At 68.7% G+C, this 13436-nt stretch carries 13 protein-coding genes and 1 tRNA gene (1 of these 14 cut by a window edge); 5 read left to right on the top strand and 9 right to left on the bottom strand.

Annotated elements, in window-relative coordinates; all coding sequences use genetic code 11:
- Positions 1 to 46: 46 nt before the first annotated feature.
- Positions 47 to 1522: an ATP cone domain-containing protein gene (locus tag ABEA67_RS07340; RefSeq protein ID WP_345463128.1), complete on the bottom strand. Its 1476-nt coding sequence runs from the start codon at positions 1520 to 1522 to the stop codon at positions 47 to 49.
- A 16-nt stretch (positions 1523 to 1538) separates the two neighbouring features.
- Positions 1539 to 2165, bottom strand: coding sequence for a TetR/AcrR family transcriptional regulator (locus ABEA67_RS07335; protein WP_345463126.1), 627 nt, complete (start codon positions 2163 to 2165; stop codon positions 1539 to 1541).
- 155 nt (positions 2166 to 2320) lie between these two features.
- Between ABEA67_RS07335 and ABEA67_RS07330 the strand changes: the two genes are divergently transcribed.
- Positions 2321 to 2668, top strand: coding sequence for a hypothetical protein (locus ABEA67_RS07330; RefSeq protein ID WP_345463123.1), 348 nt, complete (start codon positions 2321 to 2323; stop codon positions 2666 to 2668).
- Between the two features lie 46 nt (positions 2669 to 2714).
- Here ABEA67_RS07330 and ABEA67_RS07325 read toward each other — a convergent pair whose 3' ends face one another.
- Positions 2715 to 3407, bottom strand: coding sequence for a GntR family transcriptional regulator (locus ABEA67_RS07325; protein WP_345463120.1), 693 nt, complete (start codon positions 3405 to 3407; stop codon positions 2715 to 2717).
- Positions 3408 to 3688: 281 nt separating this feature from the next.
- A complete protein-coding gene (gene moaA / locus ABEA67_RS07320) occupies positions 3689 to 4705 on the bottom strand; it encodes a GTP 3',8-cyclase MoaA (protein ID WP_345463118.1) in 1017 nt (338 codons plus the stop codon).
- Between the two features lie 231 nt (positions 4706 to 4936).
- On the opposite strand from moaA, the gene ABEA67_RS07315 reads away from it, so the two are divergent.
- The 3 genes from ABEA67_RS07315 to acs all read left to right on the top strand — a co-directional run bounded on the left by ABEA67_RS07315 (position 4937) and on the right by acs (position 8997).
- Positions 4937 to 5236, top strand: coding sequence for a DUF485 domain-containing protein (locus tag ABEA67_RS07315; protein ID WP_345463115.1), 300 nt, complete (start codon positions 4937 to 4939; stop codon positions 5234 to 5236).
- The gene (locus tag ABEA67_RS07310) at positions 5233 to 6825 is read left to right on the top strand and encodes a solute symporter family protein (RefSeq protein WP_345463113.1); all 1593 of its coding nucleotides are present in this window, start codon (positions 5233 to 5235) and stop codon (positions 6823 to 6825) included. The genes ABEA67_RS07315 and ABEA67_RS07310 overlap by 4 nt, the downstream gene beginning before the upstream one ends.
- A gap of 219 nt (positions 6826 to 7044) precedes the next feature.
- A complete protein-coding gene (gene acs / locus ABEA67_RS07305; RefSeq protein ID WP_345463111.1) occupies positions 7045 to 8997 on the top strand; it encodes an acetate--CoA ligase in 1953 nt (650 codons plus the stop codon).
- An 80-nt stretch (positions 8998 to 9077) separates the two neighbouring features.
- Here acs and ABEA67_RS07300 read toward each other — a convergent pair whose 3' ends face one another.
- The gene (locus ABEA67_RS07300; protein ID WP_345463109.1) at positions 9078 to 10253 is read right to left on the bottom strand and encodes an aminotransferase class I/II-fold pyridoxal phosphate-dependent enzyme; all 1176 of its coding nucleotides are present in this window, start codon (positions 10251 to 10253) and stop codon (positions 9078 to 9080) included.
- A 266-nt stretch (positions 10254 to 10519) separates the two neighbouring features.
- On the opposite strand from ABEA67_RS07300, the gene ABEA67_RS07295 reads away from it, so the two are divergent.
- Entirely contained in the window at positions 10520 to 11602 is a 1083-nt protein-coding gene (locus ABEA67_RS07295) for an S-layer homology domain-containing protein (RefSeq protein WP_345463106.1), read from the top strand.
- 166 nt (positions 11603 to 11768) lie between these two features.
- On the opposite strand, the gene ABEA67_RS07290 is transcribed toward ABEA67_RS07295, so the two are convergent.
- The 4 genes from ABEA67_RS07290 to lon all read right to left on the bottom strand — a co-directional run.
- A complete protein-coding gene (locus ABEA67_RS07290; RefSeq protein ID WP_345463103.1) occupies positions 11769 to 12179 on the bottom strand; it encodes a hypothetical protein in 411 nt (136 codons plus the stop codon).
- A 127-nt stretch (positions 12180 to 12306) separates the two neighbouring features.
- Positions 12307 to 12381: transfer RNA gene (locus ABEA67_RS07285), tRNA-Asn, on the bottom strand.
- 87 nt (positions 12382 to 12468) lie between these two features.
- Positions 12469 to 12999, bottom strand: a complete 531-nt coding sequence (locus ABEA67_RS07280) for a YqgE/AlgH family protein (RefSeq protein WP_345463101.1) — start codon at positions 12997 to 12999, stop codon at positions 12469 to 12471.
- Positions 13000 to 13161: 162 nt separating this feature from the next.
- Positions 13162 to 13436: the 3' portion of an endopeptidase La gene (gene lon / locus ABEA67_RS07275; RefSeq protein ID WP_345463099.1), read on the bottom strand. Its footprint extends 2194 nt past the window's final position; the window shows 275 of its 2469 coding nt (coding positions 2195–2469); its start codon lies beyond the right edge, outside the window; it ends in the stop codon at positions 13162 to 13164.

Genomic DNA, 13436 nt, shown 5'->3' with positions numbered 1-13436 from the left:
CGCGCGCCGTTCATCCCCGTGCTGGCGGCTGGCCGCTGGCAGCTTGCTACCCGCTTCCCACTTCCCGCTCGCCCAGCAGGGCGGCGCGCTCCTCTGGCGTCAGGGCGGCCATCACGCGGCGCAGGACCACATCAACGGCCTGGTCGGCGCTCTCGTCGAGGGTCAGGCCGTCGAGGAGGGGCACGTCCTCGCGGGCGGCGAGTTCCTCCAGGTAGTCCTGCATGATGCGAATCTCGCGGAAATAGCGCATGTAGCGGTGCAGGGGGCGGCTGGCGGCGGTTTCCACGTCGCGCGCCTCGAAGTGGCGGCGGTGTTCGGCCTCGTCGGGGAGGGTCACGAGCAGCGGCACGACCAGCGCCCCCGCGTAGTCGCCGGCCCGCAGGTAGCCGGGCACCAGGTGGACGCCCTCCAGCACCAGGCTGGTGCCCTCCTCGATGGAGCGGCGCACCACCGCCCCCACGCCCACGCTGACCTGCTGCACCTGGTCGCGGAAGCCCGCCAGCAGTTCGGCGCGGGTGGGATGTTCCGGGCGGCTCTCGCCGGGCGGCAGCAGCGCCTCCCAGGCGTTGAAGGTGCTGGCGTGCAGGCCGGGCACCAGTTCGGGTGACACCATCGCCCGCATCACCTGCCGGATGGCGTCGGTGCCCACCACCCGCGTGATGCCCAGGCGGTAGGCGACCTCGGCGGCCAGGTAGCTCTTGCCGGTGCCGCTCACGCCGCCCAGCAGCACGACCAGGGGCCGGGGCGGGCGGCGAATCACGCGCAGCAGGCGGTAGCGCGCGCTGATGTCGGGGCCGACCTCGTCGCGCAGCAGGGCCTCCACCTTCTCGCGGATGGCCTGGCGGGTCACCAGGCGGTCCTCGCTGCCGCGCAGGTCACGCTGGGTCACGCGGGCCACCTTGCGGGCCACGTCGGGCGCGACCCCGGCGGCCAGCAGCGACTGCACCAGCAGCCCCTTGCTGAAGGGCACCGGTGCCCCACCCGCCGCGCTGACCACCCCCAGCCGCCCCCGGTTGCGTTGCAGGAAGCGGTAGGTCAGGCGCAGGTGTTCGCCGTACCGCTCGGCCAGCGTCTGCTCGGTCAGGGCGTCGAGGTCGCGCACGCTGATCTCGCGCAGGCCCGCTTGCCGCATCCGCACATCTACCGTGCTCGCCGTGCCGTAGGCGTCACGCGGCGACAGGCCGGTGTCTTCCAGCGTGCGGGCCAGCACGCCCCGGCTGAAGGGCAGGTTGCCCTTCTTGGCCGTCACCGGAATGTCCACGAAGGCGGGGGTCTGGCGGGCGGCGGCCCCGGCTATCTCGTTCCCGGCGACGTTCCGCGCCACCTCCACCATCAGCGCCTGAAGCTCGTCGGGGCTGACCGGTGAGCGCCGCGCGTTCCGGAGCTGCTGCTCCACCCGGCGCGCGATGGCCGCCGCCACCGGGCCACTCGCGCCCGCATTCACCAGCGACTCGACCACCAGCCCCCGGCTGAAGGGCCAGTGGTGCTTCGGCGTGCCGACCGTGAGTTCAGGCTGCGTCATGGGCGGGCGGGAGCCGTCAGGGCGTGCGGACGGGCGGGTCGTCGCGGCGCAGGGCACCTTCGAGCAGCAGGTTCAGCGCCAGGCGCGTCTCCTCCTGCAAGGTGCGGTCGGTGCCGTAGGCACTCCAGCGCAGCGCGACCATCAGGTACGTGTCGGCGATCAGGTTGCTGATGCGCTGAAGGCTCAGGTCGCCCCGAATCTGCCCGGCCTGGTGCAGCGGTTTCAGAATCAGCTCGATCACCTTGCTGAGCGGCAGGGCCTGGTAGGCGGTGCGGGCGCGCTCGGGGTCGGGGTTCATCACCTCGTAGGCCAGCGGCGGGAAGAGGTCGCGTTCGCGGCCATTTTCCTCGGCCAGCTCGTCCCAGACCTCGTACAGCACGGTCAGCGGCGGCACGCCCTCTTGCAGGCGGGCCTCGGCCTTGTCGCGCAGGCGGTCCATCACCTCGCTGCCGTAGTCGAGCAGCACCGCTTCCTTGTAGGGGTAGTAGTTGAAGAAGGTGCCGCGCGAGACGTTGCTGGCCCGCGCGATGTCGGTGGCGGTGGTCGCCTGAAAGCCGCCGCGTTTAAAGAGGTCGAGCGCCACGCTGTAGATGCGGGCGCGGCGACGTTCCTTCTGGCGTTCCCGGAGCGACGACGAATCCATGTTCCCCCAGATATAGCGCCTGGAGTCCAAAATTGCACCCCGTCAAAAGTGAGAGGGGGTCAAGAGCGGGAGGGGCGCGGGTGGCCGGCCAAGCGTCAACGTCGGGTTAGGCCGGCGGTCATCCCGGCTCCCCCCGTCCTCCCCGATGCTGGGGCATGAAACCCATCCATCCCCGGATCCACGGCGTGATCGACTACGCCGCCTGTGCGGCGATGCTGGCCGCTCCCTCGCTGCTGCACCTGAAGGGAAGTGCCCGGACCGCTTCATATGTCTTCGCGGCCTCGTATCTGGGTGTGAGCGCCCTGACCGACTACCCCCTGAGCCTCCGGCGGCTGATTCCCTTCCCGGTCCACGGCCAGATTGAACTTGCCAGCGTGCCCACGCTGCTGCTGGTGGCCGCCCTCCAGAAAGGCACCCGCGAGCGGGCCTACTTTGCGGCGCTCGCGGGCACGGTGCTGACGGTCTACAGCCTGACCGACTGGCAGGCGAACCCCGACTCCTGACGCCCCCTGCCGGACTGGTCGCTGGAAGCTGGCGACTGGCCGCCCCTCAGGGTTCGAAGCTGTCCTGAAAGGCGTAGCGGTCGCCGCGGACCCAGTAGTTCGCGTAGGCCACCCGCCGCGCGCCGCTGTAGGTGGTGCGGCGCAGCAGGAAGGAGGCGGTGCCCAGGGGCACGCGCAGCAGGTCGGCTTCCTCCTGGCGCAGGTTGACGGCCTCCAGGTTCTGCTCGACGCGCGTCAGCGGCACGCCCAGGCTGACCATCACCTCGTGGATGCTTTCCAGGCTCAGGTTGTGGTCGAGCAGCGCGGGCGCGATGGCGGTGCTGACATAGCGTTTCTCGATGACCAGGGCCTCCTCACCCGCCATCCGCAGGCGGTGGATAAAGGTCACGGGGTCACCGGGCTGAAGCTGAAGCACGTGGGCGATCTCGGGCGTCGCCTCGATCTGCATGGCGCGCAGCACCGTCGTGCGGTGGTCGGGGTGCCGCGCCCATTCCTTGAAGGGCCGCACCCGGAAGGTGCCCTGGCGAAAGCGTTTGCCGGTGGGAAAGGTCCCGGCCCCCTGCACCCGGTACACGTAGCCCTCGCGTTCCAGCTCGTCGATGGCCCGCCGGGCGGTCATGCGGGAAACCTCGAATTCGCGTGCCAGTTGCGGTTCGCTGGGCAGGGGCAGGCCTTCGGGGTAGTGGCCTCCCAGCAGGCGGTCTTTCAGAGTCGTCTTGATCAGCGGGTACTTCGCCATGCGTGCCTCCGGACCCCCCAAGGGCGCGGGGGCCTTTGGACGCCCATCTTAGGGTTTGTGTCCGGGGTACACAAGGTGGCCCCTGCTGTTACCTGTCCTGAGACAACAAGACAGCCCCCGGAGCCGGTGCTCCGGTCGGTGTCCTGCGCTGCGCCCTAGGACAGCGCTCCGTTGCGTTGCCGCATGTCTCAGGCGACCACTCCACTGCGCGCCGCCCTTTTTGCGTGACTCGCTTCGCTCGGAAAGGTTGCCAAAAGGCGGCAACCTTTCTGCGCCCCGCCCTAACCCCCGATGTGCGACATCTCGACCTTGTGCTCCCGCGTTACCTCGCCGCGTTCCTCGCTGTAGCGGTCGCGCCGCTGGCTCCAGACCCCCGCGATCAGGTCGCGCAACTCGGCATCGCTGGCCCCGGCGCGCAGGGGGGCGCGCAGGTCGGTGCCGGTTCCCGCGAACAGGCAGGTGTACAGCACGCCCACCGCCGAGAGCCGCGCCCGCGAGCAGTCGCCGCAGAAAGGCGCGGTGACGCTGCTGATCAGGCCGACCTCGTGGCCCTCCGCGTCCGTGTGGCGGGCGGCCACCTCGCCCCGGTAGTTGGGGTTCACCGGCCGGAACTCGGCCCCCGTGCCGTCCGCCCCTTCCCCAGCGGCACTGAGGCGGGCCAGCACCTCGCGCGAGGGCACCACCGAATCCATGTTCCAGCCGTTGTGGTTGCCCACGTCCATGAACTCGATGAAGCGCACCACCGCCTGTTCGCGCAGCGCCAGCCATAGCTCGCGCAGGCCCGCGTCGTTCACGCCACGCTGCACCACCGTGTTCACCTTCACACCCAGCCCGGCCCGCAACGCCGCCTCAATACCGTCCAGCACCCGCTGGGGGTGGACGTTCAGGCCGTTCATCCGCCCGAACACCTCCGGATCGAGACTGTCGAGGCTGACCGTTACGCGGTTTAACCCGGCCGCCTTGAGGTCCGGCGCGAGGCGGGGCAGCAGCAGGCCGTTGGTGGTCAGGGCGATGTCCTCCACGCCTTTCAGGCGGGCCAGAGCCGCGATCAGGTCCGGCAGGTCACGCCGCAGCAGCGGCTCGCCCCCGGTGATCCGCAGTTTGCGCACGCCCAGGGCCACAAAGGTGCGGGCCAGGCGCTCGATCTCCTCGAAGGTCAGCAGTTCGGCGCGGGGCAAGAAGGCGTGGTCGGGGCCGAACACGTCGGCCGGCATGCAGTACGTGCAGCGCAGGTTGCAGCGGTCGGTCACGCTGATACGCAGGTCACGCAGGGGACGGCCCAGCCGGTCGAGAAGCACCTCCCTACCATACCCGCGCCGCGCCGCCGCGTTGGCGAACTGATACAGATTCCGTCCCCCTGTCTCTGCCGTGGAGGAGCCAGGAACACAAATGTTGAACCGAGTGTATTGATTTCACGTTAAGGGACTCCTACTCTGGAAAAGACCACATCACAACCAGGTCGTCGTAGGAGCAGCCCCGTCCGGCAGACCGTCATCGCCCTTTCGTGCACCCTGGATCAGGAGGCCCGCATGACCGTATCCCGTGTTCAGTCAGGCTCCCCCCCGCGCGGCAACGCGGCCTATCAGCAGCTGGTGGCCGAGCGCAACCGCTTTACCCTGATCATGTCGGTCACGTTTCTGGTGCTGTACTTCCTGCTGCCGATCATGGCGGGGTACAACAAGCCGCTGATGGCGACCAAGGTGTTCGGCAACGTGACCTTCGGGTACGTGTTTGCCTTCGCCGAGTTCGCCATGGGCTGGATCATGGCCGCCATCTACGTGGTGCGGGCGCGGCAGTTCGACCGGCTGGCGCGGGAGGCGCAGCTATGACCTTCCTGCTCGCGGCCCTCATCGTGGCGATCACGCTGGGCATCACCTTCTGGGCCAGCAAACGCAACACCAGCGCCAGCGACTTCTACGTGGCGGGCGGACGCATCAGCGCCACCCAGAACGGCATCGCCATCGCCGGGGACTACATGAGCGCGGCGTCCTTCCTGGGCATCACGGGTCTGATCGCCCTGAACGGCTACGACGGCTTCATGTACTCGGTGGGGTGGTTTATCGCCTACCTGACGGTGCTGTTCATCGTGGCTGAGCCGCTTAGGAACCTGGGCAAGTACACGCTGGCCGACATGCTGGTCTATCGCCTGCGTGACCCCCGCGTGCGAACCTACGCGGCGATCAGCACCATCGTCGTGAGCGCCTTTTACATGATCGCGCAGGTCGTGGGGGCCGGGTCGCTGATCAGTCTGCTGTCGGGCGGCGTCCTGAAAGCCAGCGTGGCGATTCCGCTCGTCGGCGTGCTGATGATCATCTACGTGGTGGTGGGCGGCATGCTCGCCACGACCTGGGTGCAGATCGTGAAGGCCGCGCTCCTGATGTTCGCCACCGTCGTAATGACCGTGCTGATCCTGAACCGCTTCGGCTGGAGCTTCTCCAACCTGCTGGGGGCCGCCGAGGCAAAAAACGGCGCGGACTTCCTGGGCGCGGGTCTGAAGTACAAGAACCCCATCGACCTGATCTCGCTCAGCCTGGCGCTGGTGCTGGGCACGGCGGGCCTGCCGCACATCCTGATGCGCTTCTACACCGTGCCCACCGCGCAGGACGCCCGCAAGAGCGTGGTGTGGGCGATGGTGCTGATCGGGGCCTTTTACGTGATGACCGCCTTCATGGGCAACGCCGCCAACGTGCTGGTCGGCAAGGGCGCGATCACCGAGGCGAACGCGGCGGGCAACATGGCCGCGCCGCTGCTGGCGCAGGCCCTCTTCGGTGGGGCGGGCACACTGGGCGGCGAGTTCGGCCTGGCGTTCGTGACCGCCGTGGCCTTCGCCACCATCCTCGCGGTGGTCGCGGGCCTGACCATCGCGGCCAGCACGTCCTTTACCCACGACATCTACAACGGCGTCATCAAGCACGGCCAGGCGGGCGAGGCCGAGCAGTTCCGGGTCGCGCGGCTCGCCACCGTCGCCGTGGGCATCATCGCTATCCTGCTGGGGCTGCTGGCACAGTCGCAGAACGTGGCGTTCCTGGTCGCGCTGGCCTTTGCCATCGCCGCCAGCGCCAACCTGCCGGTCATTCTGTTCACGCTGTTCTGGCGCAGGTTCAACGCGACCGGGGCCATCTGGGGCATCGTGGGCGGCATCCTGACCTGCCTGGCGCTGATCGCCGTCAGCCCCAACATCATGGGCATCGACCCGCCCGAGAAGACCACCGGCCGCCACCCCATCCAGGCCGCGCCGCTGTTCGGGCTGGAAAACCCCGGCATCATCTCCATTCCCGCCGGGTTCCTGTTCGCCGCCCTGGGCACGATGGTGGGGGCCTCCCGCCGCAACGAGGGCGCGGAGCAGGCCTTCGAGGAGATGCAGTTCCGCGCCTACACGGGGGCTGGGACGGACGGGACGGTCGCGGCGCACGACTGAGGAGCGGCCAGCCGCCAGCTTTCCGCCGCCAGCCTGCGCAGCCCCCGGCCCCGTGCCGGGGGTTGTGTTCTCGCGGTGGCCTGGACCTGGTTCAGTCTCCCCGCCGTCACGACAGGCGCACCGCCCCTTTTCCCGGCGCTAGAGTAGATGGCAACCACAACCCGGCCACCGTCCCAGACGCGCCTTTCCAGCGTTCTCCCCCCCATCCGGAGGTGTTTCATGTCCGACCACGCCGCGCCCGACCATATCGACAACATGCTGCACGAGAGCCGCGTGATTGCCCCCAGCGAGGAGTTCGCGGCGCAGGCACGCATCACGCGCGAGCAGTACGAGGAGATGTACCGCCGCAGCCTCGACGACCCCGAGGGCTTCTGGGGCGACGTGGCGGGCGAACTGACCTGGATGAAGCCCTGGGAGCGGGTGCTCGACTGGCAGGAACCCCATGCCCAGTGGTTCGTGGGCGGCGAGACGAACATCGCCTACAACGCGCTCGACCGCAACGTGGAACGCGGCCTGGGGGGCAAGACGGCCATCATCTGGGAGGGCGAGGACGGTGAGGTCCGCACCTACACCTACGCGGAGCTGCTGCGCGAGGTCAACAGGGCGGCGAACGCCCTGACGGCTCTGGGCGTGCAACAGGGCGACCGCGTGACCCTCTACCTGCCGCTGATTCCCGAGGCGGCCATCGCCATGCTGGCCTGCGCCCGCATCGGGGCGGTGCATAGCGTGGTGTTCGGCGGCTTTTCCGTCAGTGCCCTGGCCGACCGCATCAACAACGCGCAGAGCAGGCTGCTGATCACCGCCGACGCGGGGCAGCGGCGCGGGGGACTGGTGAACCTCAAGGCCAACGCCGACGAGGCCGCCGCCCTGGCCCCCGGTCTGGAAAGGGTGCTGGTGGTGAACCGCGCGAACACCCACCCGCCCATGCAGCCGGGCCGCGACCTGTGGTGGCACGAGGCGCTGGCTGCCGCGAGCGACGAGCATGAGGCCGTACCGGTGGACAGTGAGCATCCCCTCTTCCTGCTGTACACGTCGGGCAGCACCGGTCAGCCCAAGGGCGTGCAGCACACGACGGGCGGCTACATGGTGGGCACCTACCTCACCACGGGGACCGTCTTCGACCTGCGTGAGGACGACATCTACTGGTGCACTGCCGACGTGGGTTGGGTCACGGGCCACAGCTACAGCGTGTATGGCCCCCTGCTCAACGGCGCGACGGTTCTGATGTACGAGGGCGCGCCCAACCACCCCGACTGGGGCCGTTTCTGGGACCTGATCCAGAAGCACCACGTGACCATCCTGTACACCGCGCCGACCGCCATCCGCTCCTTCATGCGCCAGGGCGATGCCCTGCCCGCGCGCTACGACCTGAGCAGCCTGCGCCTGCTGGGGTCGGTGGGCGAACCCATCAACCCCGAAGCGTGGATGTGGTACGCCCGCGTCATCGGCGGGGGGCGCTGCCCGGTGGTGGACACCTGGTGGCAGACCGAGACGGGCAGCATCATGCTGACCACCCTGCCCGGCGCGCACCCCAGCAAGCCCGGCAGCGCGGGCCTGCCGATGTTCGGCGTCGAACCCGCCATCATGACCCGCGAGGGCGAGGAACTTGGCCCCGACGAGGGCGGACTGCTGGTAATCAAGCGGCCCTGGCCCGCCATGCTCCGCACGGTGTACGGCGACGACGAACGCTACCGCAAGACCTACTGGGGCGAGATTCCCCACGTCTACTTTGCCGGGGACGGTGCCCGCCGCGACGCCGACGGCTACGTGACGGTGGTGGGCCGCGTGGACGACGTGCTGAACGTCTCCGGCCACCGCCTGGGCACGATGGAGATCGAGTCGGCCCTGGTCGCCCATCCCGCTATCGCGGAGGCCGCCGTCGTGGGCCGCCCCGACGAGGTGAAGGGCGAGAGCGTGGTCGCCTTCGTCCTCCCGCAAAGTGGCGCAGAGGTGGACCCGCAGGACCTCCGCGCCCACGTCAGCCGGGAAATCGGCGCGCTGGCCCGCCCCGACGCCATCATCGTCGCGGACGCACTGCCCAAGACCCGCAGCGGCAAGATCATGCGCCGCTTCCTGCGCCAGATTGCCGCCGGAAAGGAGATTCAGGGCGACACCAGCACGCTGGAAGACCCGGCGGTGCTGGAGCGGCTGGCGGCGACGGAGGCGGTGTGAGGGGGAGGGGTTAGGCGTTAGGTTTTAGGGGTCAGGGGAGAGGGGGCGTCGGCTGGGGCGGTTCCTCTTTCGCTGGCCCGTCAGGGTGCGAGGAGCTGTTCTGGCTCCTGCACGGGCACTCCGGCCAGCCGCCGCACGGCCTCTGCCAGCACCTCGGGCGGCTGCACCAGCGCAAAGCGCACGAAGCCCTCGCCCCGTTCCCCGAAGGCGCGGCCCGGACTGAGAGCCACCCCGGTCGTCTCGGCGGCGCGGACGGCGTAGGCCACACTGTTCGTCAGGCCGGGCACCCTGGCCCAGACATACATGCTGGCCTGCGGGAGCGCCGCCTCCCAGCCCAGGGCATGCAGGGCGGGCACCAGGGCGTCGCGCCGCTGCTGGAAGACCTGCGCCCCCGCCCGGCCCACCTCGTCCGGCAGGCCCAGCGCCACGGCGGCCGCCTGCTGAATGCCCAGGTACGGGTGAAAGTCCACCGCGCCCTTCACGCGGGCCAGGGCCGCCAGCGCCTGCCGGTCCCCCGCCGCGAAGCCCACCCGGAACCCGCCCATGTGGTGCGTCTTGGAGAGCGAATGCAGTTCCACCACGCCCTCCAGCCCCGCTTCCAGCGCACTCGGTGCCCGGTATCCCCCGAAGGTCAGCTCGGCGTAGGGGTGGTCGTGAATCAGCAGCGTGCCCCGCGCGCGGCACCACGCGGCGGCCCCCGGGAAAAAGGCGGCGTCGGCCACCGCCGAGGTCGGGTTGTTGGGGTAATTGAGCAGCAGGGCGCGGGGTTTCAGGTCCTGAGGCACTGCACCCAGGTCGGGCAGAAAGCCGCGCTCGGCCAGCAGCGGCAGCGTGACCACCTGGAGGCCCGCGACGGCTGCCGTCCCCAGGTAGGGCGGATAGCAGGGGTCGGGCAGCAGCAGCGTGTCGCCCGGATCGGTCACGGCCAGCAGCAGATGTGCCAGGCCCTCCTGCGCGCCAATCAGCGGCAGCACCTCGGCATCGGCGTCCACCCCCACGCCGAAACGCCGGTGCAGATACGCAGCCGCTGCCTCCCGCAGCGGGCGCGTGTCGCTGAAGAGGGGATAGCGGTAGGTGCCGGGGTCGCGGGTGGCGGCCCGCAGCGCCTCCAGGGCCGCATCTGGTGGGGTCTGGTCACTCGAACCGATGCTCAGGTCCACGATGCTCAGGCCCCTGGACCGCGCCCTTTCCTTGGCCGCGTCCATCAGCGCGAAGACACTGCCTGGCACCCGGCTTGCCCGTGTTGAAGCCCACATGGAGGCAGCCTACAGGACCGGACCAGGCTAACGGCGGGCGACGCGGGCAGTGGGAGGCCCCTGCTGTTCCCCGTGCTCAGTGGAAAAGTTTGCTTTCAAGCCAACCTGGTGCTCAAAGAGCTTTCCAGTCTGATGGAAATCTGACGACTTCTTGCCCCAGAACATTTAGCTGGGTTTAATCTTTCACTTTCTAAGCCCTGAGTGTGCCAAATGAGGTAAGGTTGCTGCATATCACCTGATGCTCATCAGATGCTTAGGAGGAACGTATGAAAAAGGCCCTGATTACCGGAATGTTGCTGCTTAGCTCGGGCGCTCTGGCGGGGGGCGGCGCACCCGCGCCTGTTCCCGCCCCCGCACCCGCCCCGGCTGCCCAGCCCACGCCCGCCCCGGTCATGCCCCGCGTGATGCCGGTAACGACTGCGCCGATGGCCGTCTGCACGCCGGGCACCTGGGCCAAGGCGGCCATTGATCTGGTGACCCAGCGCGGCTACTTCATCGGCTACCCCGACGGCACCTTCAACTGGTGCAGCCCGATCACCCGGCAGGAAGTGGCGCAGGTGCTCGCGCGCGTGATCAGCCAGCTTCCCAGCGGGCAGACCACCTTCAACCCCGCTGAGCTGGACACCCTCCGCCAGGGCCTGCAAGACGCCCTGAGCGGTCTGGAAGAGCTGCGCGCGCAGGTCGCGGCCCAGCAGCAGGCGATCACCGCCCTCCAGTCGCAGATTGCTGAGCTGAACACGGCCCTGCAAGCCCTCCCGGCGGGCACTGCTGGGGCAGCCGGGGCTGCCGGGGCACAGGGTCCCCAGGGCGAGGTCGGTCCGCAGGGACCGGCCGGTCCGGCGGGGCCTGCCGGGGCGCAGGGTGCCCAGGGACCGGCGGGACCCCAGGGGCCGCAGGGCGAGCGGGGTGAACGGGGCGAGAAGGGTGACTCCTATGTGCCCCCGGTGGCTCCCTTCCGCTACGGGAACTACATCGGCGCGGCCTACTACGGCATTCTGCAAAACAACGTCGGCTCGATGGCCCGCGTCATGGTCGGCAACGACGCGCTGATCGGCGGCTTCGGGGTGCGTGTGACGGGCGACATCAAGGTCACGGGCAGCACGCCCGGCAACAGCATCAGCGGGATCGCCACCTACCGCGCCACCATGGGCCGGGCCGACGGCATCCTCGGTGCGGGCGGCGGCTACAACTTCGACATCAAGAGCACCTTCAGCGAGCTGCTCGTGGGCGTCGATTACCGCCTGACCGACCGCTTCGCCGTCTTCAGCGAGGCGCGCCAGCACTACTACTTCAACGGCAGCGGCCTGAGCATCAGCTCCATCGTGGCGGGCATCAAGTTCCGCTTCTGAGTCAAGCCGGCGGCTTCCGTGGCCGCGTGGAGGAGAGGATGTCGGTCCTCTCCTCCTTTTCTTTTTTCTGAACGGCCCTGGGGAAGGCGGGGCATGGGGTCGGCGCTGAAAAAGGGCCGCAGCGCGGCCGACAAAGGCCGCGCTGCGCTGTCTGCACCTGGCCTGCTTATCCCAGGTTGCAGAGGTAGGTCAGAATACGGCCGCGTCCCTTGGTTTCTATCAGTTGGGCCATGAAAAACGTATCCTTGCCGGTTTTGGGTGCAGTGTAGGACTGAAAGAGCAGCTTTTCCTTGTCGAAGCTGTTCCGCACACTTCCTCCCCGCTGCTGAATCAGCTCCGTCTGCCCGTTGTAGGTGGCGTTCAGCTTTTCGAGGTCACCGAGGGTGGCCGGGCTGATCTCGCGGACGACGTAGCCGTCGCGGCAGCCCTTTTTGCTGTAGGACACGGCCGCCCTGTTGATCAGATCCTGGGTCGGTTTGTCCATCTGAACGGGTGTCTCGCCCCCTGTTTCAACGGGATAGGCACTGGCAAAGCCGAGAAGAGAGGCAAGAAGGAAAGAAGCAACCCTGAATTTCACATCGGCACTGTACGGGCCGTCCAGGTGGCGAATGTCTCTGGGACGGGGGACCCCCAACAGGTGTATTGTGGCGGGACCTGTCCTGTCCGGGCAAGCAAAAACCCCCGCCTGTGCGGGGGCTTTCTTCTGGCTCGGCAGGTTGGGGTCGAACCAACGACCGTCCGATTAACAGTCGGATGCTCTGCCACTGAGCTACTGCCGAATACCTTGTGTGCGGCCGTTTCCGGCGCGAGAGGGATAGTAGCATGACCCCCGCGGGTGTGCAAGTCCGGCTTGGGCCAGCTCCCGCTCAGGCCTGTGCGCCCCCCGGCATGATGGTCCCCGGCTTGACACCCAGGCGGTCCAGGGCGGCCTGCCAGCGCTCCTGCGTGGGCACGTCCCACAGCAGGTCCGGCGTGTCCTGTTCCACCCACAGCCAGGTGCCCTCGCGGGCCTCTTCCGCGAGCTGGGTGGGTGCCCAGCCGGTATAGCCCAACAGCAGCATGAAGGGCTGCCCGCTCGCCGCCACCGCTTGCAGCACGTCCAGGCTGCTGGTGAGCAGGAGGCCCTCGGCCAGCCGCACCTCGCCCTCCAGGTTCAGCGGCGTGCGGTACAGGCACCAGCCCACACCCGGCTCCACCGGGCCACCTGCCCACACGCTGCCCGAGCCGCCCCCCGGCAGGTCCGGCAGCAGTTCGGTGACGCTTTGCTGGAGCGGCGCGGTCACCAGCAGGCCCATCGCCCCGGTTTCGTCGTGTTCCAGCAGCAGGATCACGGCTCCCTCGAACAGACTGCCGCGCAGGTGGGGACTGGCGACCAGGAACGTCAGCGGCACGGTCATGGGGTCAGGATAAGGCAGAAGGCAGAGAGCCGAAAGCAGAAGGCTGAAGGCAAGTCCTGCTGTTGCTGAAGCGTTGATAGCCTTCTGCCATCTGCCTTCCGCCTTCTGCAAAAGAAACTCCCCACCACCGCTGGGTAATGGGGAGGGAAGAGGCGACTACGCTTAAGCGCTTGCGCCGGGGCTGCGGCGGGCCGGCTTGCGCTTGGCGGGGGCCGCGGGGGCGACACCGGCGGGGGTGCCGTCACGCGGGGTTTCCAGGGCCGCCAGGCCGCCGACCAGGGCCACGTCGAGCACCTGCTCCACCGTCTCGCAGGGGTGGAAGCGCATCGACGAGCGCAGGTGCAGGGGGATGTCGCGCAGGTCGGCCTCGTTGGCCTTGGGCATGATGATGTGCTTGATGCCGGCGCGGCGGGCACCCAGCACCTTCTCCTTCAGGC

The organism is Deinococcus carri (genome assembly GCF_039545055.1).
GTDB lineage: Bacteria > Deinococcota > Deinococci > Deinococcales > Deinococcaceae > Deinococcus > Deinococcus carri.
This window is presented reverse-complemented; position numbering and strand designations above follow the sequence as displayed.

Coding starts and splice junctions, on each gene's coding strand:
- ABEA67_RS07340 (WP_345463128.1), bottom strand. CDS start 1,522: ATGACGCAGCCTGAACTCACGGTCGGCACGCCGAAGCACCACTGGCCC.
- ABEA67_RS07300 (WP_345463109.1), bottom strand. CDS start 10,253: ATGTGGGCTTCAACACGGGCAAGCCGGGTGCCAGGCAGTGTCTTCGCG.
- ABEA67_RS07330 (WP_345463123.1), top strand. CDS start 2,321: ATGAAACCCATCCATCCCCGGATCCACGGCGTGATCGACTACGCCGCC.
- ABEA67_RS07280 (WP_345463101.1), bottom strand. CDS start 12,999: ATGACCGTGCCGCTGACGTTCCTGGTCGCCAGTCCCCACCTGCGCGGC.
- ABEA67_RS07325 (WP_345463120.1), bottom strand. CDS start 3,407: ATGGCGAAGTACCCGCTGATCAAGACGACTCTGAAAGACCGCCTGCTG.
- ABEA67_RS07315 (WP_345463115.1), top strand. CDS start 4,937: ATGACCGTATCCCGTGTTCAGTCAGGCTCCCCCCCGCGCGGCAACGCG.
- ABEA67_RS07335 (WP_345463126.1), bottom strand. CDS start 2,165: ATGGATTCGTCGTCGCTCCGGGAACGCCAGAAGGAACGTCGCCGCGCC.
- ABEA67_RS07310 (WP_345463113.1), top strand. CDS start 5,233: ATGACCTTCCTGCTCGCGGCCCTCATCGTGGCGATCACGCTGGGCATC.
- acs (WP_345463111.1), top strand. CDS start 7,045: ATGTCCGACCACGCCGCGCCCGACCATATCGACAACATGCTGCACGAG.
- ABEA67_RS07295 (WP_345463106.1), top strand. CDS start 10,520: ATGAAAAAGGCCCTGATTACCGGAATGTTGCTGCTTAGCTCGGGCGCT.